This is a genomic window from Mesorhizobium japonicum MAFF 303099 (assembly GCF_000009625.1).
Lineage (GTDB): Bacteria > Pseudomonadota > Alphaproteobacteria > Rhizobiales > Rhizobiaceae > Mesorhizobium > Mesorhizobium japonicum.
The window spans coordinates 1,061,304-1,079,132 of record NC_002678.2 but is presented as its reverse complement, the minus strand read 5'-3'; the positions used below and the strand labels follow the sequence as shown (position 1 = coordinate 1,079,132).

The 17,829-nt window shown below is 63.6% G+C and carries 15 protein-coding genes; 7 read left to right on the top strand and 8 right to left on the bottom strand.

What is annotated here, in order from left to right:
• Positions 1–10: 10 nt before the first annotated feature.
• Positions 11–553: a helix-turn-helix domain-containing protein gene (locus tag MAFF_RS06295; protein ID WP_010910045.1), complete on the bottom strand. Its 543-nt coding sequence runs from the start codon at positions 551–553 to the stop codon at positions 11–13.
• Positions 554–778: 225 nt separating this feature from the next.
• Between MAFF_RS06295 and MAFF_RS06290 the strand changes: the two genes are divergently transcribed.
• The gene (locus tag MAFF_RS06290) at positions 779–1,483 is read left to right on the top strand and encodes a nitroreductase (RefSeq protein WP_010910044.1); all 705 of its coding nucleotides are present in this window, start codon (positions 779–781) and stop codon (positions 1,481–1,483) included.
• A gap of 19 nt (positions 1,484–1,502) precedes the next feature.
• Here MAFF_RS06290 and MAFF_RS06285 read toward each other — a convergent pair whose 3' ends face one another.
• The 5 genes from MAFF_RS06285 to MAFF_RS06265 all read right to left on the bottom strand — a co-directional run bounded on the left by MAFF_RS06285 (position 1,503) and on the right by MAFF_RS06265 (position 8,256).
• Positions 1,503–2,945 carry an MFS transporter gene (locus tag MAFF_RS06285; RefSeq protein ID WP_010910043.1) on the bottom strand — a complete coding sequence of 481 codons (1,443 nt, stop codon included), beginning with the start codon at positions 2,943–2,945 and terminating at the stop codon, positions 1,503–1,505.
• A gap of 159 nt (positions 2,946–3,104) precedes the next feature.
• On the bottom strand, positions 3,105–3,692 hold the full coding sequence (gene soxG, locus MAFF_RS06280) for a sarcosine oxidase subunit gamma (RefSeq protein WP_010910042.1): 588 nt from the start codon (positions 3,690–3,692) through the stop codon (positions 3,105–3,107).
• Positions 3,685–6,693, bottom strand: a complete 3,009-nt coding sequence (locus tag MAFF_RS06275) for a sarcosine oxidase subunit alpha (RefSeq protein ID WP_010910041.1) — start codon at positions 6,691–6,693, stop codon at positions 3,685–3,687. The genes soxG and MAFF_RS06275 overlap by 8 nt, the downstream gene beginning before the upstream one ends.
• The gene (locus MAFF_RS06270) at positions 6,690–6,986 is read right to left on the bottom strand and encodes a sarcosine oxidase subunit delta (RefSeq protein ID WP_010910040.1); all 297 of its coding nucleotides are present in this window, start codon (positions 6,984–6,986) and stop codon (positions 6,690–6,692) included. The genes MAFF_RS06275 and MAFF_RS06270 overlap by 4 nt, the downstream gene beginning before the upstream one ends.
• 10 nt (positions 6,987–6,996) lie before the next feature.
• The gene (locus tag MAFF_RS06265) at positions 6,997–8,256 is read right to left on the bottom strand and encodes a sarcosine oxidase subunit beta (RefSeq protein ID WP_010910039.1); all 1,260 of its coding nucleotides are present in this window, start codon (positions 8,254–8,256) and stop codon (positions 6,997–6,999) included.
• 182 nt (positions 8,257–8,438) lie between these two features.
• Between MAFF_RS06265 and MAFF_RS06260 the strand changes: the two genes are divergently transcribed.
• Positions 8,439–10,928 (top strand): mechanosensitive ion channel family protein, encoded by a 2,490-nt coding sequence (locus MAFF_RS06260; protein ID WP_044550581.1) that lies wholly within the window; start codon positions 8,439–8,441, stop codon positions 10,926–10,928.
• 12 nt (positions 10,929–10,940) lie between these two features.
• Here MAFF_RS06260 and MAFF_RS06255 read toward each other — a convergent pair whose 3' ends face one another.
• Positions 10,941–11,816 (bottom strand): NAD(P)H-binding protein, encoded by an 876-nt coding sequence (locus tag MAFF_RS06255; RefSeq protein ID WP_032933511.1) that lies wholly within the window; start codon positions 11,814–11,816, stop codon positions 10,941–10,943.
• 141 nt (positions 11,817–11,957) lie between these two features.
• Positions 11,958–12,716, bottom strand: coding sequence for an AraC family transcriptional regulator (locus MAFF_RS06250; protein WP_244420731.1), 759 nt, complete (start codon positions 12,714–12,716; stop codon positions 11,958–11,960).
• 275 nt (positions 12,717–12,991) lie between these two features.
• On the opposite strand from MAFF_RS06250, the gene MAFF_RS06245 reads away from it, so the two are divergent.
• The 5 genes from MAFF_RS06245 (at position 12,992) to MAFF_RS06225 (ending at position 17,828) form a co-directional block, all read left to right on the top strand.
• Positions 12,992–13,255, top strand: coding sequence for a hypothetical protein (locus tag MAFF_RS06245; RefSeq protein ID WP_032930670.1), 264 nt, complete (start codon positions 12,992–12,994; stop codon positions 13,253–13,255).
• Between the two features lie 224 nt (positions 13,256–13,479).
• Positions 13,480–14,913 carry a UbiA family prenyltransferase gene (locus MAFF_RS06240; protein WP_010910034.1) on the top strand — a complete coding sequence of 478 codons (1,434 nt, stop codon included), beginning with the start codon at positions 13,480–13,482 and terminating at the stop codon, positions 14,911–14,913.
• Positions 14,914–14,915: 2 nt separating this feature from the next.
• Complete coding sequence (locus tag MAFF_RS06235; protein WP_010910033.1) at positions 14,916–16,265, top strand: FAD-binding oxidoreductase; 1,350 nt, start codon at positions 14,916–14,918, stop codon at positions 16,263–16,265.
• A 124-nt stretch (positions 16,266–16,389) separates the two neighbouring features.
• The gene (locus tag MAFF_RS06230) at positions 16,390–16,824 is read left to right on the top strand and encodes an EamA family transporter (protein WP_044547911.1); all 435 of its coding nucleotides are present in this window, start codon (positions 16,390–16,392) and stop codon (positions 16,822–16,824) included.
• A complete protein-coding gene (locus MAFF_RS06225; protein ID WP_010910031.1) occupies positions 16,821–17,828 on the top strand; it encodes an NAD-dependent epimerase/dehydratase family protein in 1,008 nt (335 codons plus the stop codon). Before MAFF_RS06230 ends, MAFF_RS06225 begins: the two co-directional genes overlap by 4 nt.
• Position 17,829: the final 1 nt, after the last annotated feature.

Sequence of the window (17,829 nt, the reverse complement as noted above, 5' to 3'; positions counted from 1 at the left end):
AAATCTTATTTCAATAAACCGGCGGCGAAACCACCCAGATGACAACCGCCGGCTCGGTGCCTGGATTGCGCCAGCGATAGGGCTTGCCTTCGAAGCGGAAGGAATCGCCTTCGCCGAGCCGGTGCCAGACGCCCGCAATCTCGATCTCGAAAACACCCGAGGCGAGATAGCCGGCTTCCTCGGTCGGCCGCAGCTGCTCGGTCTTCATCTGCGCGCCCGGCGCGAAGATCGAGCGCACCATCTCGAAACTACCACCGAGATCGGGTGACAGGAGTTCTTCCACCAGACCGGATTCGCTGGTGCCAAGGGTGCGGCGCCTGCCAGCCCGCACCACCACGCCGCGCTCGCTTTCGACCGGCACGTCATGGCTGAAGAACAGGCTGATCGGCACGCCGAACAATTCGGCAAACGCCCTGAGATCGCTGAGCGACGGCGTCGACAGGCCGCGTTCGACCTGGCTGACCCAGCCGACCGAACGGTCGAGTTTCAGCGCTATTTCAGCGAGCGTCAGCCCGCGCGCCCGGCGTAGCGCGCGGATATCGCTGGCCAGCACGCGTTCGTCAGGTCCCTGCAATGTTCGCGCGGTAGGAGACGCCAAAACGCTCACTTCATGAAAATTTCAATCCGAATTTCATGAGAAATCAAGCTCATGAAAAAATCAAGTAGATTTTCACCAATGCTCAAGATTTGCTTGCAGGATTTTGACGGTTCATGCAAAGGCTCCGCCGCGAGCGGCGAGTGGGGACGTCCGATCGACGCAAAGGCTAAGGGACGGCCCATGTTGGAAAAGAAGGCTCGAATCGCGGATGAGGCCGAGATCGTCGACGAGGCGATCGTGTCGCGCCGCTCGGTGCGCGCATTTTTGCCCGACATGATCGACGACGACACCATCCGCGACATTCTGGAGGTTGCGGCGCGCGCGCCGTCCGGCACCAACATGCAGCCATGGCGGGTCTACGTCACCAAGGGCGAGACCAAGCAGCAGATCTCGGATGCCATTCTGAATTCCGGTATCCGCGCCGAAAAGGCCGACTGGGACGAGTATCGCTACTATCCCACCCAGTTCTTCGAACCTTATCTGACGCGACGACGCGCCAATGGCTTCGGCCTCTATGGCGCGCTCGGCATTGGCCGCCGCGAGGTCGACAAGATGCGTGCCCAGCACGACCGCAACTTCGTCTTCTTCGACGCGCCGGTCGGCATGATCTTCACCATCGACCGCCGGCTCAACCAGGGCTCGTGGATCGACTACGGCATGTTCCTGCAGAACATCATGGTCGCGGCGCGGGGCAGGGGCCTGCACACATGCCCGCAGGCGGCCTTCGCGCCCTACCACCGGCAGATCCGGCCGGTGCTCAACATTCCCGACGAGGAGATCGTCGTCTGCGGCATGGCGCTCGGCTATGAGGACACCTCCAAGCCGGAAAACGCCTTCCGCACCGACCGCGTGCCGCTGGAAGAGTGGGTGACGTTCAGCGAATAGAGCGGCTGCCCGGCAAAGGCTATTCCGTATTCATCTGTGCACCGTGGCCGCTGACATGGGCGCCGTCCTGCGGTGTCAGCTTGAGGTAGGCAAGCAGCGCGCAGAGCGTGATGACGCCCTCGATCGCGAACAGGATCCGGAAATCATTGGTCACGGCAGGCCCGCCGCCGGCCAGGAACGACAGCATGGCCGCCGCCAGGCCGACGCTGACCGCCACCGCGAGCTGCCAGAGAATGTAGTAAAGCGCGCTGAAGCGGGCGAGTTGGTCGGGGGCGATGTCGGAATAGGCGAGATTTCCGGTCGAGGCCCATTGGACGGAACGAAAAACGCCGAAAGCAAAGATGTAGCCAAGCACGATCCAGACCGGCGTCGTCGCCTGCATCAAGGCGAAGCCGGCGACCATCGCGGCAACAACAGGCGTGTTTATGACCAGCACGCGGCGGAAGCCGAACCGGTTGAGGACGCGCGGCATGAAGAGGCGCATGATCACCGAACCGAGCGCGGCGACGAAAGTCAGCGATCCCGCCTGCACCGCGCTCATGCCGAAGCCGAGCTGGAACATCAGCGGCAGCAGGAAGGCGACGGAGCTCAGCCCGATCGTGTCCAGCCCGCCGCCGGTGAGGAACGAGATGCGGAAGGTGCGGATGCGCAGGAGTTTTAAATCGAGCAGGGGATTGGGCACGCGCAGGCAGTAGAGCGAGGCAATCGACAGGATGACGACCGCCAGCGCCAGTTCGCCGGCAATCATGCCGCCGCCGGCGTCCTTGGCGGCCAGCGAGTCCATGCCGAACACCAGCAGGATCATGCCGCTGCCGACCAGCAGGAAGCCTGGAAAATCGAACCGCGTGCGAACGGGCTTGGTCATGGTCGGGAACAGTGAGGCGGCAAGGACTGCCGCCGCCAGCGCGAACGGCACATTGATGAAGAAAATCCAGCGCCAGGAAATGTAGGTGGTCAGCGCGCCGCCGACGAGCGGCCCAACCAGCGGCCCGGTCTGGCTGGCGACCGAGATATACATGTTGATCTTCAGCGTCCGGTTGCGGGGAAAACTCGACAGGATGACGACCTGGTCGAGCGTGCCCATCAGCGCCCCGCCAAATCCCTGCAGCGCGCGGGCGCCGACCAGTGTCCAGATGTCGTTCGACAGGCCGCAGAGCGCCGAGGAGGTGGCGAACACCAGCAAGGCAAAGCAGTAGACATTGCGCAGGCCGAAGCGGTCGGCGGCCCAGCCGCCGAGCGGCATCGATATGATCAGGCTGGCGACATAGACGGTGATCAACAGGCCGAGCTGGCTCGGTGGGCGGGCAAGGCTTTCGCCGATGCCGGGCAGCGCCGTCACCACGACATTCTGGTCGAGGCTGGTCATGAACACACCGCAGGCGACCGTCAGCGGCAGCAGGAGCAAGGCTCTGGCCGTCACATCGGAGCGATCCGTGGCGCCGGCGGATAGTTCTGCGGTCATGGGGATGTTCGAACCAAACGAAAGTGCCGAGCCTGAGACGGGATTTTTATGCCCCTTGGGCCGATCTGGCGGCCACGTTTTTCCACCATGGCCGCCGGCGGCGCGATTCTCTAGCGGCAGAACCGGCCGGCATTGAGGCCAGAAGCGACGTCGCGCCGCCTACTGCACCTCGTAGCCGACTTCCTCGCTGGCATGGCAGAGCGCCTTCCAGAATGAGCGCGCGAAGGAGCGGAAGACATAGATGTCGAACTGGTCGGCGCCGGTGCGCTGAATCTGGGCGAAGACATCGTGATGGGCGGTCGAGCGGCCGGCGCCGACCGGGAAGGCCGGCAGCGCGAAGTCGATGGCGAAGAATTTCGCCAGCACCCATTCGGCCTTCGGCCCGGCGATGCGGATGGCGGTGCGGCCATGCGACAGGTCCGTCACCGTGCCGAGGGCCGGCGTCACCGCCTTGGCGAAGGCAGCGGCCAGCCCTTCTGCCTCATCGGCCACTGTGAATTTTCCAGGCGCGAAGCCGAACACCGATTTCACGCCGTCGCTCGAGCCCCCGCCTGCGCCGTCGGGCAGCGTCAGCCCGGTGACGGTGCGGATGGTCGCGATCAGGTTCTTCTCCTCGCCCGGCCAGGCGGCGAGCTGCACGATCGAGCCCGGCCTTGTCTCGGTCAGCAGGATCTCGACGCCATGCTCGAAATTGCCATGCGAGCCGACATGAAACTCCGGCTCGAGGGGGGATTGGCGCTCAACCATGCATGCGGGTCCCTTCCGGATCGTAGAAATGGTTGGAGACGATCTCGACCGGTCCGAACCTGTTGCGCAAGGGATCGGAGACATGGGCACGCGTGCCGTGCCTGGCCTTGCCGCCCTGGACCAGCGCCAGCGCGATGTGCTTGCCGAGTGCCGGCGAATAGCAGCAGGCGGTGATGTGGCCGATCGAGCCGTGCGGATTGGCCTCGTCCAACGCCTCGACAATATGCGCGCCGCCATTGAGCGGCCGGTTGTCGAGCGCGATCAGGCCGACCAGTTCCAGCCGGTCGGACGCGATCAGGCCTTCGCGGTCCATCATCGCCGAGCCGATGAACGGCTTCTTCTTCGACAGCATCCAGTCGAGATGCAGGTCACGCGCCGTGGTGCGGCCGTCGATCTCGGCGCCGGTGACATGGCCCTTCTCGATGCGCATCGTGCCCAGAGCCTCTAACCCATAGGTGACCAGCCCGAACGGCTTGCCGGCTTCGATCAGCGCTTCCCAGACATGGGTGCCATGGCCGGCGCCGGAATAGACCTCGAAGGCCATTTCACCGGAGAAGGAAAGTCGGCAAATCATCACCGGCACGCCCGCTATCTGGCCATGGACGATGCCCATGAAGGGCAGTGTCGCATTGTCGACCGCGGTGCCGGTGACGCAGGCGGCGAGTATCTGCCTGGCTTTCGGGCCGCCGATCGCGGCGCCCGCCCATTCGTCGGTCACCGAGGTGACGTGAACCTTGAGGTCCGGCCAGATCACGTCGAGGAAATATTCCAGATGCTGCATCACCTTGCCGGCATTGGCCGTGGTGGTGGTCATCAGAAAATCCTGTTCGCCGAGCCGCCAGGTGGTGCCGTCGTCGAAGGCAAAGCCGTCCTCGCGCAGCATCAGCCCGTAACGCGCCTTGCCGACGGCGAGCGTCGAAAACATGTTGGTGTAGACGCGGTCGAGGAAGGCCGCGGCATCGGGGCCCTGCACGGCGATCTTGCCCAACGTCGAGACATCGACAATGCCAGCACTTTCGCGCGTCGCCTTGGCCTCGCGCACATAGGCCTGCTCGATCGTTTCGCCTGAAAGCCCGTAGATCATCGGCCGATACCAGAGGCCGGCGCAATACATGGTCGCGCCATTGGCGAGGTGCCAGTCGTGCATCGGCGTCAGCCTTTCCGGCTTCAGGTCGCCGAAGCGTTCGGCCGCCAGCGAGCCGATCGAAACGGGCGCGAAGGGCGGCCGGAAGCGCGTCGTGCCGACTTCGGGGATCGGCTTGCCCAGCGCCTCGGCCATGATGGCGAGGCCGGGAACGTTGGAGCTCTTGCCCTGGTCGGTCGCCATGCCGAGCGTGGTGTAGCGCTTCAGATGCTCGACCGAGACGAAGCCTTCTCGGTGTGCCAGGCGGACATCCTCCGCCGTCACGTCGTGCTGGAAGTCGACAAAGCTTTTGCCCTTGGCCCTGATCTCGAAGACGGGCGCCGGATCGGGGTCGCCGGGCACGGCTTCGACCGTTGGCAATGCCGCTGGCGTGCTCGTTCCACCGGCCGCTGCAAGGCCGGTGGCACGGCCTTCAGCGATCGCCTCGGCTGTGGAAAAACTGCCGGTAAAAGCGCCGGCTCCAATCCACTGCTGTGTTGGCCATTTTTGCGTCGGCTTTGGCGGCAGGAAAGCCTGGCGTGCTGCATTCCATTGCGCTTTGGCGCCGGCCTGGCTGGCCAGATGGATGGTCGGCGACCAGCCGCCCGACATCAGCAGGCAGTCGGCATGGATGCTTCGTTCATCGCCGGAGAGCGCGCCGGTGACCATGTCGAAACGCTGCACCTTGACGCCGGAGAGCGCCTTGCCACCCTCGGTGGCGACGACGGCATGGCCGGCCAAGATCTCGGCCTCGGCTTCCGTCGCCAGCTTGCGCATCTCTGGCGAAAGCTCGGACCTGACGTCGGCGATGGCGACGATCGCCGCACCAGCCTTTTTCAAGGCGATGGCCGCGCGATAGGCGCTGTCATTGTTGGTGAACAGCGCGATCCGCTCGCCCGGCAACACGCCGAACTCGTTGGCATAGCGCTCCGCCGCATGCGCCAGCATCACGCCCGGCCTGTCATTGCCGGGGAAGACCAGCGGCCGTTCGAAGGCGCCGGTGGCCAGTACCACGGATCTGGCGCGGATCGCCCAATAGCGATGACGCGGCTCGCCCTTGGCGGGTTGGTCTTTGTGGTCGCTGACCCGTTCGAGCGCGGCAAGCGTGTTGTTGTCGTAATAGCCCCACACCGTGGTGCGCGGCAAAAGCCGGACATTGTCGCGGCCTTCGAGCTGGGTGACGGTGCGGCGCGCCCAATCGGCTGCCGGCGCGCCGTCGATGGTTTCATTGGACCAATTGGTCGAGCCGCCGAAACGCGGCTCTAGATCGGCCAGGATGACGCGCGCGCCCTGATCGGCGGCGGCCTTGGCGGCCATCAGGCCGGCCGGGCCGGAGCCGACCACCAGCACGTCGCAAAAAGCGTTCATGCGTTCGTAGCGGGCGGGATCCTTCGCCGATCCGGCGCTGCCCAGACCTGCGGCGCGGCGAATGAAGTGCTCGCAGAACATCCAGAAGCGCGTGCCTTTCAGCGGACCGATCACCGGCCCCATGAAGGTCTTGTAGTAGAAGCCGGCCGACAGGATCTTGCCACCGAGCTGGTTGACGGCATGGATGTCCCAGGCCAGCGAAGGGAAGCGGTTCTGGCTGACGGCGATAAGCCCGTCATGGATTTCGACCATGGTCGCCGGAATGTTGGGCTCGCGCACCTCGCCCTTCAGCACCGTCACCAGCGCGTTGGGCTCCTCCACGCCCGCGGTCAGCAGGCCGCGCGGACGGTGATATTTGAACGAGCGCCCAAAAAGCATGACGCCCTTGGCCAGCAGCGCCGAGGCCAGCGTGTCGCCGGCATGGCCGGTATAGGCAACGCCGTCGAAGGTGAAGCGGATCGTCTTCAGCCGGTCGATGCGGCCGCCAGTGTCGGTGCGGCGCGGGCTCATGCCTTGTCCTCCGCCTTGCGGCGCGCGGTTGAAGCATGATCACCGCGCACGAAAGCGACGCTCGAAATCTCATGCGTCAGCGTGTTGCGCACGACGCGCAGGTGCGCGCGGCAACCGCCGGAATGCTGCCAGATCTCATTGTGGTCGCCGGCCGGGTTCAGCCGGTCATAGACATAGGCGTTCCACGCCTCGAAATTCTGCGAGGCGGGGTCGGGACGCTCGCGGTTGCCGTCACCCTGATAGGTGAACTCGATGACGTCGCGCGGGCCGCAATAGGGGCAGGTGATCAGCACAGGATGTTTCCTAATGGAGCCGCGGATTCGCGCCCTGGCCCTTGTCGTCGATGACGAGGCCGCGGTGGAAGCGGTCGAGGGTGAACGGCGCGTTGAAATCGTGCGGCTCGTCCTTGGCGATGGTCCAGGCAAAGGTCCAGCCGGAGGCCGGCGTCGCCTTGAAGCCGCCATAGCACCAGCCGCAATTGAGATACATGCCGGGCAGGGGGCCGGTGGTGATGATCGGCGAACCGTCCATCGACATGTCGCACACACCGCCCCACGAACGCAGCATGCGCACGCGGGCAAGGCCCGGGAACAGTGCCAGCATCTCGCTCATCACCTCGTCGACGATGGGCAGGTTGCCGCGCTGGGCGTAGCTGTTGTAGCCGTCGATATCGCCGCCATAGACAAGGCCGCCCTTGTCGGACTGCGACATGTAGAAATGGCCCATGCCGAAGGTCACGACCGTGTCGATGAAGGGTTTTAGCGATTCCGTCACGAAGGCCTGCAGCACATGGCTCTCGATCGGCATCGTCTCGATGCCGGCCAATTGCATGACGCGTCCGGTGCTGCCGGCCACCGCGACCGCCACCTTTTTGGCCCTGATATCGCCGCGCGACGTGGTGACGCCGGTGATGCGGTCGCCATCGCGCAGGAAGCCGGTGACCTCGCAATTCTCGATGATATCGACGCCGCGCCGGTCGGCGCCGCGCGCATAGCCCCAGGCCACCGCATCGTGGCGGGCGGTGCCGGCGCGCCGCTGCATCAGGCCGCCGACCACGGGAAAGCGTGCATCCCCGGAGATATCGATCGCCGGGATCAGGCGTTTGATCTGCGCCGGCGTCATCAGTTCGGCATCGACGCCGAGATGGCGCATGGCGTTGCCGCGCCTTGCATAGTCGTCGAACTGGGCCGGCGTGTGCGCCAGGTTCAGGCAGCCACGTTGCGAGAACATGACGTTATAGTTGAGCTCGTGCGACAGGCCTTCCCACATCTTCATCGAATGTTCGTAGAAGCGGGTATTGGCGGGCAGCAGATAGTTCGAGCGCACGGCCGTGGTGTTGCGGCCGACATTGCCGGAGCCGAGCCAGCCCTTTTCCAGCACGGCGACATTGGTGATGCCGTGTTCCTTGGCCAGATAATAGGCGGTCGCCAGCCCGTGGCCGCCGCCACCAATGATGATGACATCATAGGAAGCCTTCGGGTCGGGCTTGCGCCAGGCCGGCTTCCAGTCCCTGTTTCCCTTGAGCGCGTTCGCAAGCAGCGAAAAGGCCGAGTACTCTGCCATCATTGTCATCCGGTTCGGGCGATGCGGCAGACTATAGAGCAGGCCGCATCCGCAAAGCCAATATTGCGCCATGGCCTTTCGACTGGCCGACGCCGCGATGCGACGGCTTGCCCCACGATATGGCCGTCTTTATCAAGGACAGGCTTTTAAATGCCCTTGCCGCCGGTGAGTCGCCGATAGTCATGCTTTTGAGATTGCTTCGCCTCGTTTTGGTTTTCACGCTGGTCATTTCGGCGTCGCCTTCGTTCGAGGCGATGGCGCAGGCGCTTGGCCAGGGCTCCGCCGGCTTGATCACCGATCAGCAGAAAGTCATCCAGGGCCTGACTGCCAAGACCGACGATCTCGAGAAGAAGATACAGCAGAACGGCGAGGACGATGCCTCGCTTGTGGACATCCGTCTGCAACTGGAGGATCTGTCGCGGGCGGCGCTGACCAGCGCGCTGGTGTTCCGTCCACGGCTTACCGACATCAACAATCGCATCGAGGTGCTTGGTCCGCCGCCGGCCGCGGGCCAGCCGCAGGAGCCCGACATCGTGACCGGCGAGCGCCAGGCGCTGGCGTCGGAAAAGGCCGAGATCAACGCGGTCGTCGCCAGCGCGCAGAACCTGTCGATCCGCATCAGCGGGCTGATCGACAAGATCGGCAATATGCGCAGCGAGCAGTTCCGCAACTTTTTGACCAAGCGCTACGCACTGTCCGAGGCGCTGAGCCCACAGGTGTTTTCCGACGCCCGGGACGAATACGCCAACTTTTACAAGGCGGTGTCGTCTTGGCTGAGCTTCGCGTTCAAGTTCAAGTTCCAGGCCATCCTCGCGGCGACCTTCGTGGCGCTCGGGCTGGCGCTGGTGCTGCTGGTCGGCGGCAGGCGCCTGTTCGGGCGCATATTCGAAGCCGATCCGGCAGTCGAGGATCCGTCCTATCTCAGCCGCCTGTCCGTAGCATTCTGGTCGACCTTGCTGCCGACGCTGGCGGTCGGCGTGTTCCTGGCCTCCACGGTGTTCTTTTTCAACTATTACAATGTGTTGCGCGGCGACATCGGCGTCTTCCTGAATGCGCTGGCGGCAGTCATCGCGGTGGTGTTCTGCGTCAACCGGTTGACCAATGCCGCGCTTGAGCCGCGGCTGCCGAACTGGCGGCTCATTCCCGTCCAAACCGGCCCGGCGCGCTGGCTGGTGCGGCTGACAACCGCCATGGCCGTGGTCATCGGCGTCAACAATTTCCTGTCGATCGTCAACGACAAGATGGGCTCGCCACTGTCGCTGACCATCGCCCGCAGTTTCGTCGCCACCATTGTCGTCGGCATCATCCTGATCCTGATGGCGATGCTGCGGCCGTTCAAGGCACGCGACGGAAGCTGGCGGCCATGGCCGGCTTGGCTGCGCTATCTGGCGCTGGCGCTTGGCCTGTTCACCATCGCCGCCGCCCTGCTTGGCTATATCGGCCTTGCCCTGTTCGTCTCGCTGCAGGTGGTGGTCACAGGCACGGCGCTGATCACCGCCTATATCGGCTTCCTGTCGGCGCAGGCGATCGGCGAGGAGGGGGCGTTCGCCAACACCACTGTCGGGCGCTGGCTGTCGGCCAACTCCAGTTACGAGGACGCAGCACTCGACCAGCTCGGCCTCGTCGTCAGTGTCGCCATCAATTTGATGATCGTGCTGGTCTTCCTGCCTCTGATCCTTTTGATGTGGGGGTTCCAGCCCGGCGACATCCAGGCCTGGGCCTACAAGCTGGCGACCGGGATCACCATCGGCTCGGTGACGATTTCGGTCACTGGCATCCTTTCGGGCATCATCGTCTTCATCATCGGCTATTTCCTGACCCGCTGGTTCCAGGGCTGGCTCGACGGGTCGGTGATGGCGCGCGGCAAGGTCGACACCGGCGTGCGCAATTCGATCCGGCTGGCGGTCGGCTATGCCGGCGTCGCCGTGGCGGGGCTGGTCGGCATATCGGCGGCGGGTATCGACCTCTCCAGCCTGGCGCTGGTCGCCGGTGCGCTTTCCCTCGGCATCGGCTTTGGCCTGCAGAATGTCGTGTCGAATTTCGTCTCCGGCCTGATCCTGCTGGCCGAGCGGCCGTTCAAGGTCGGCGATTGGATCGTCGCCGGCGACGTCAGCGGTACGGTCAAGAAGATCAGCGTGCGCGCCACCGAGATCGAGACTTTCCAGCGGCAGTCGGTGATCCTGCCCAATTCGAACCTGATCAACAACGCCGTCGGCAACTGGACGCATCGCAACAAGCTCGGCCGCATCGACATCAAGGTCGGCGTCGCCTATGGCAGCGACGTCAAGCAGGTGCATGCCATCCTGCTGGAAATCGCCCGCAGCCACCCGATGGTGCTGAAGAACCCCGAACCCTTCGTGCTGTTTTCCAATTTTGGACCAGCGGCACTTGAGTTCGAAATCCGTGTGTTCCTGGCCGATGTGACGAACGGCAACATCGTGCAGAACGACGTCCGCTTCGCCGTGCTGGAAAAATTCAGCGACCAGCATATCGAGATCCCGTCGACACCGCGTGCCGTCGTCGAGGTGCACAAGCCCAAGGCCTGGCCGACAGACGACGACAAGATCGAGGCCGACTTCGTCGAACAGGAACAGGCGAAGGCGGACGCCGCGGCCGAAGCGAAAAAGCTCGCCAAATCGGGACGCAAGCTGCGCAAGCCGGATCCCGACTAGGGCCGGTTCCCGTCAGCTTCTCGCGACCAACGCCGTCAATGCCGCGCGCAGATCGGTATCGCCGCGCCTGACTTCGCCAACGCCGTGCTCGACATCGATGCGGCCGGCATTGTGGGCGTCGAACATCGCGGCGACCAGTTCAGCGTAGCTCGTGCCGATGCCGCCGCCGACAAGGGCGGGAACCCAGTCCTGCCTTGGCAATTCGCGAGCGACGATCTTGCGGCCGGCAATGTCGCCAAGCGTTCGCGCCACATCGGCCGTGCTGTAGCGGTTTGGCCCTTCGGCGTGGACCACGCGCAACGCATCGCCGCTGCCCGAAAGGAGCAGGTCCGCTGCCATCAGCCCGACATCGCCGGCCGACACCGTCGGGAAGGATTTTGTCACGGGATGGTGCAGGCTCGGCAGCACGCCGGTCTCGATTGCCCGGCCGACCAAGCGGTTCCAGTTCTGCATGTGCTCGGCGGAACGCAACACCGTCAGCGCCGCTGGTACCGTCCCCAGCTGCGCTTCCAGATGATGAAAGGTGAGCGTTATGCCGGTGCCGGCGGCAAGCTGGGCGCCATAGTCCGATATTGCCAGGATACTTTCCGGTCTGACTTGATTGAGTGCGTCGACGATGGACCGGATCGTGGCTTCCATCTCCGCTGGCGCATCGTCGGCGCGGACGCTGACTGGACAGATGACCTGAACAGCGGTGGCGCCCTTTGTTGCCCGCACCAATGCTGGCGTATCGCGTAGATCGGCAATTTCTGCCTCGCAACCGAGTGCACGGAACTCCTCGGCGTGCGACGGGTTTCGCACCACGGCTCTGACCGGAACGTGATGCCTGCGAAGCGCGCCAATCGTGGCCCGTCCGATCTTTCCTGCCGCGCCCAACACAACAAACATGCCCGTATCCTTCATCCTGACCAGTGGGACGTCCGGAATGCCAAATCGGCGGGCTCGGGTCGCTCAGATTTGGATGGTGGAGCGCAAGAACGGATGATTGGCTTCGAAAGCCAAAGCACGGCGAAAATGCCAGACCGTAGTTTACCGCTGCAAGCGGATCAGTGTTGCCGGCGTGACGCCGAGGAGGCGCTTCATGCTTTGCGCCATATGGCTCTGATGCGAAAAGCCTGCTTCCAGCGCAATCTGGCTAAGCGGCATTTTTCCCTGATGCAACAGAGCCCTGGCCCGATCGACGCGGCGATGGATGACATATTGGTGGGGAGGCATGCCGAAGGTGTGGCGAAACAGCACTTTCAGATGCGAGACGCTGATGGCTGCCACTTGCGCCATCTCATCCAGCGAAAGATCCTGGTCGAGATTGGCTTCGATGAAATCGGTCAGCCTGCGCTTCTGGCCGAAAGAAAGCGTTTGCCTGGCGGGAGCTTCCGGTTTTGACGCAGCGCCCTGGATGATCTGGACAGCCAGTGCTTTGGCCAGGCTTTCGAAATACAGCCGGTCGGATGGCACGTCCGGGTTCAGGCCGGTCGCCAGCGCATGGGCGATGTGTTCGATCCTGGCATCGCGGCGCTGGAACTGCGGATTGACGACGACCCTGTCCGGATCGATATCGAGGTCCTCGGCAGCGCGCCGAACCAGCGCCGGACTGACCCACAGCCGCAGGATGGTGCAGTCCGCGTCATCCTTCCAGTCGCCATCGAGCCCGGCGGGCACAATATCGATGTCGCCGTCCGACTGGACCCGGCGGTGATGTTTGCCGTCGCAGTGGCACGAGGCGTTGACCGGCGCTCCGACGTGGATCCCAAGCCGATGGTTGATGGACGCGGGTACATAATGGGTCACCCCCGCGGCAATCCTTCGCGACTCAACCCCAACGCCGATCGTTTCAAGCCAGTTGTCGTGCATGGTCTCTTTTCGCGTTGCCGCCTCGACATCATATCGTGCCGGCTGGCGAAATTAACAGGGTCGGACGTATGCTTGCGGACAGCCAAAACCAATTGCGGCATGAATGCGGCATTCAGTTGCGGTTCAGCTTCCATCTCATATAAGCTCTCATGCAAAGGGCGAGAATGCCTTGCGAAATGCAACAGAGGCGGTGGGAACACCGATATTGCAACATGTGGAAGTCTCTCGTCGCTGCCGTGGCCTTGCTCGCCGTGAGCGGCTCGGCTCATGCCGCCAGCGCGGTCAACAAGGACGCCGAGACCCGCACGCTGGTCGTCACGGAGGGCGGCAGCAAGACCGACCTTGCGCTGGCCGGCGGTGAAACCGTCGAATTCTGCCAGAACGGCTGCTTCGTCACCTTGCCGAACGGTGATCTTGAAGCCTTGACCGGCTCGGAAACCGTCGAAATTTCCGGCGGCGTCGCCCGCATCAAGTAATCCAGGCGGCATGATTGGAAAGGCCGGGCATTTGCTCGGCCTTTTATCGTTTCCGGTTGCGCTTGTTTAACAATGACGCCGGAAATACCGCCGCGGCAGCCGCCTGCAACCAGGCGTTTTAACGTTCGCTACGCCATCCCCCGCTATACCAGCCCCAAGACGCCGAGAAGCGGCGCAATGGGATTCCGGTTTTCCGGGTCATAGGCTGGCAGGGCAGGACGGGCATGGATGCGCGGTCGGACAGGAACGCAATACCGCTTGCGGTCGATCTCGACGGCACGCTGATCGCGACCGACCTGTTGTGGGAAGGCTTGTTCCTCCTCCTCAAGAAGAACCCGCTCTATATTCTCCTGGTGCCGTTCTGGGCCGCCGGCGGGCCGGCGCGGCTGAAACAGGCGATCGCGCAGCGCATCGACATCGACCCCGCGACGTTGCCCTATCGCGCGACGCTGCTCGACCGGCTGCGCGCCGAGCACGGCGAAGGCCGCAAGATCGTGCTGGCGACCGGTACGCCGCGCAAATTCGCCGACGCCATTGCCTGTCATCTCGGCATTTTCGACCGGGTGCTGGCGACCGATGGTCTCGACAATCTCACCTCCGGCAAGAAGCGTGCCTCGCTGATATCAGCCTATGGCGATGGTGGCTTCGATTATGCCGGCAACAGCCGCCACGATCTCCAGGTCTTCGACGCCGCGCGCAATGCAATCGTCGTCGCGCCCGACCGCCATGCCGCGCGCTGGCAGGCGGCGCATGGCGCCGAAACCATGCCGGCGCCGAAGCCGACCTTGCGCACCGTCGTCAAGATGCTGCGCGCCCACCAGTGGCTGAAGAACTCGCTGATCGCGGTGCCGATGGTGCTGTCGCACGAATATTTCAACACCAACATGATCTGGCAATGCCTGCTGGCGTTCGTCTCGTTCAGCGCGGTGGCGTCGGCGATCTATATCCTCAACGATTTCTTCGATCTCGCGCTCGACCGCAAGCACGTCACCAAGCGCAACAGGCCGTTCGCCAGCGGCGCGCTGTCGATCCCGTTCGGCCTGGGTGCGATCGCGGTGCTGCTGGCGATCGGCATCGGCACCGGGCTGTTCCTGTCGCTCGAATTCCTGGCGGTGCTTGGCGGCTACATGGTCGTCACCACGGCCTATTCGCTGTCGTTCAAGCGCATGCTGCTGGTCGACGTGCTGACGCTGGCCGGTCTCTATTCGATCCGCGTGATCGCCGGTGCGGCCGCCACCGGCGTCGCCGTCTCGTTCTGGCTGCTCGCCTTCTCGATCTTCTTCTTCCTGTCGCTGGCGCTGGTGAAGCGCTTCGTCGAGCTGCGCACCACCGCCATTCCGCCCGGCGAACGCATCGCCGGGCGCGGTTATCGCACCGAAGACCAGGAGATCGTCGCCCAGGCCGGCATGGCCTCCGCCTTCTCCTCGGCGCTGGTTCTGGCGCTCTACATGGACAGTGTCGCGGTGCGCGAGCTCTACCCGCATCCGTGGCTGATCTGGCCGCTGCCACCCATCGTACTTTACCTCACCATGCGCGTCTGGATCCTGGCGCGCCGCGACGAGATGAACGACGACCCGGTCGTCTTCATCATCCGTGACTGGCGCAGCCAGATCGTTGTGGCGATCGGCGCCGTGCTGCTGGTCATCGGGGGCTGGTAGGCATGGCCGAACGTTTTTTGAGCTTCGGCCTTGCCACGCCGCCTGCGCCACGCGCGATCCACGCCGACGCTGCCATTGCGCTGCTGAAGAGCGGTCAGGCGAAGGAAGCCTCACTGCTCGCCTATGGCAATGGGCGTTCCTACGGCGATTCCTGCCAGAACCAGGCCGGGGCGGTCGTCGACATGCGCACCCTGAACCATATCGGAGCCTTCAACGCCGAGACGGGCGTGCTCGAAGCCGACGCCGGTGTGCTGCTATCCGACATCATCGCGCACGCGGCACCTTACGGTTTCTTTCCGGCCGTCGTCCCGGGCACGCAATTCGTCACGCTCGGTGGTGCCATCGCCAATGACGTGCACGGCAAGAACCACCACCGGCGCGGCACGTTCGGCTGCCATGTCGAAAGCTTCACGCTGCTGCGGTCCGATGGAAAGACCTATCGCTGCTCGGCCACGGACAATCCGCGCCTGTTTGCGGCCACCATCGGCGGCATGGGGCTGACCGGCCTGATGCTCTCGGCCTCGATCCGGTTGATGCGGGTGCCTTCGCTCGACATCGTCGAGAAGACGGCGCCGTTTCGTGATCTCGGCGAATTCTTCGATCTGGCCGAAGCGGCGGACCAGGCCAATGAATATGCGGTGGCCTGGATCGATCAGCTCGCCGGCGGCCGCAACAGTGGGCGCGGGTTGCTGTTCACCGCTAACCACGCCGAGCATGGCTCGCACGAGGCCTCCCGCGCCGGCAGCAATCTTTCCGTGCCGTTCCAGCCGCCGTTCAATGTGCTCAACCGGCCGTTCCTGACCGCTTTCAACGCCGCCTACCGGTGGGAGAAAGGTCGCGCGATCGCGCCGCGCCAGGCCGGCTATCAAGGCTTTTTCTTCCCGCTTGACAGTGTGCGCGACTGGAACCGGCTTTATGGCCCCAATGGGCTGTTCCAGCACCAGAGCGTGGTGCCGGAGGAGGCCGCACGCATCGTTGTACCTGAACTGCTCGCGACGGCCCGCCGGGTGAGGCAGGGCTCCTTCCTCACCGTGCTGAAACGCTTCGGTTCGATCCGCTCGCCGGCGCTGCTGTCATTCCCACGGCCCGGCTACACGCTGACGCTGGATTTCCCCAACAAGGGAGCAGCGACGCTCGCCTTGCTTGGCGAACTCGACCGCATCACCGTCGCGGCCGGCGGGGCGGTCAATCCCTACAAGGATGCGCGCATGGGCGCTGAAATTTTCGCCGCCTCCTTCGCGGACTGGCCGAGGATGGAAGTGCTGCGCGACCCTGCCTTCATGTCCGATTTCTGGGCGCGCACGGCCGGCGGCATCGACCTGCGGCGGCGCGGCGCGCAGGCCGCCGAATAGATAGAATTGGAATGAATCGTAGTTAGCGAATGATTAACGGCAAGTTTACTCAAAACAGTCTTGTGAGTTCACGAAATCTTTTCGGGTTTGTATTACTAGAAATCACGGGGTGGGCGCGCGGGGCATGAAATATATCGTCTTCATTCTCTTTACGGTCATGACCAATGCCGCCGCGCAGCTCATGCTGAAGCAAGGCATGATGTCGCTTGGACCGATCTCGTTCGAGGGCGTCAATCCGCTCTTCAAGCTGCTGCAGATCGTCTTCAGCCCCTGGGTGTTCCTGGGACTTTGCACCTTCGTGATTTCCATGGCCTCGCACCTCTATGTGCTGTCCAAGGTCGAGCTTTCCTTCGCCTATCCCTTCCTCAGCCTTGCCTATGTCGCCGTCGCCATCTTCGCCTATTTCGTGTTCCGCGAGGATATCAATGGCTGGCGCATCGCCGGCATCGCCTTCATCTGCGTCGGCACCGTGCTGATCGCGCAAAGTGGGCGAGGGCATGAGGACCAGACCGCTTCCATCACGCCCGACAAGACCCAGATAAGCGAGACCGTTCGATGAGACATGTGATTTTCGGCGGTGACGGCTTCGTCGGCCGTCACCTTGCCCCGAAGCTTGTGGCGGATGGCGAAGAGGTAATCGTCGCCGACATCGCCAGGAGCGACCTTGCGCACTACCGCAATGTCCGGTTCGTCCAATGCGACGTCACGGATTCGGCTTCGGTCGCTGCTGTCGGGCTCAAGGCTGGCGACATGGTCTACAATCTGTCGGCCAAGATGCTGTCGCCGATCCAGGTGCGCGCCAAGCGGCACGACTTCTTTTTCCCAGTTAATTTCCATGGCACCGAGCACATCATGCAGGCCATGGACAGGGCTGGTGCGCGAAAACTCGTCCACTACACAACGGATATGATCTACGGCCACACGGTCACCCAGCCGATGACCGAGGAACACCCGGTCGCGCCGCTCGGCGAATATGGCTGGTCGAAGCAGAAGACCGAGGAACTCGCCGCCGAATGGCGCAAGCGCGGCATGTCGATCTCGCTGTTCCGGCCGCGCCTGATCATCGGCCCCGGCCGGCTCGGCATTCTCGAAAAACTGTTCAAGCTGATTGACTGGAACCTTCCGGTGCCGATGATCGGCTTGGGTAAAAACCCCTATCAGTTCATTTCCGTTTTCGATTGCGCGGAAGCTGCCCGCGCCGCCTGGAAGGCCGGCGTGCCCAACGAGGCCTATAATCTCGGTTCGCTCAACCCGCCGCCGGTGAAGAAATTGCTCGGCGACCTGATCCGCCATGCCGGCTCGAAGTCGATCCTGCTGCCGACGCCGGGCTGGGCGGTCAAGCGCACGCTCGACCTGCTCGACCTCATGAACATGCCGATCATGGATCCGGAGCAATATCTGATCGCCGACGAGGAATGCGTACTCGACGTGTCCAAGGCCGAGCGCCAACTCGGCTGGGTGCCGCAATATCGCGACGAGGACATGCTGATCGCCGCCTACAGCGAGTACCGCGCCAAGAACGCCGGGCCTGCTGTCGCCACCAAACATGTGCCCGCCGAGTAGT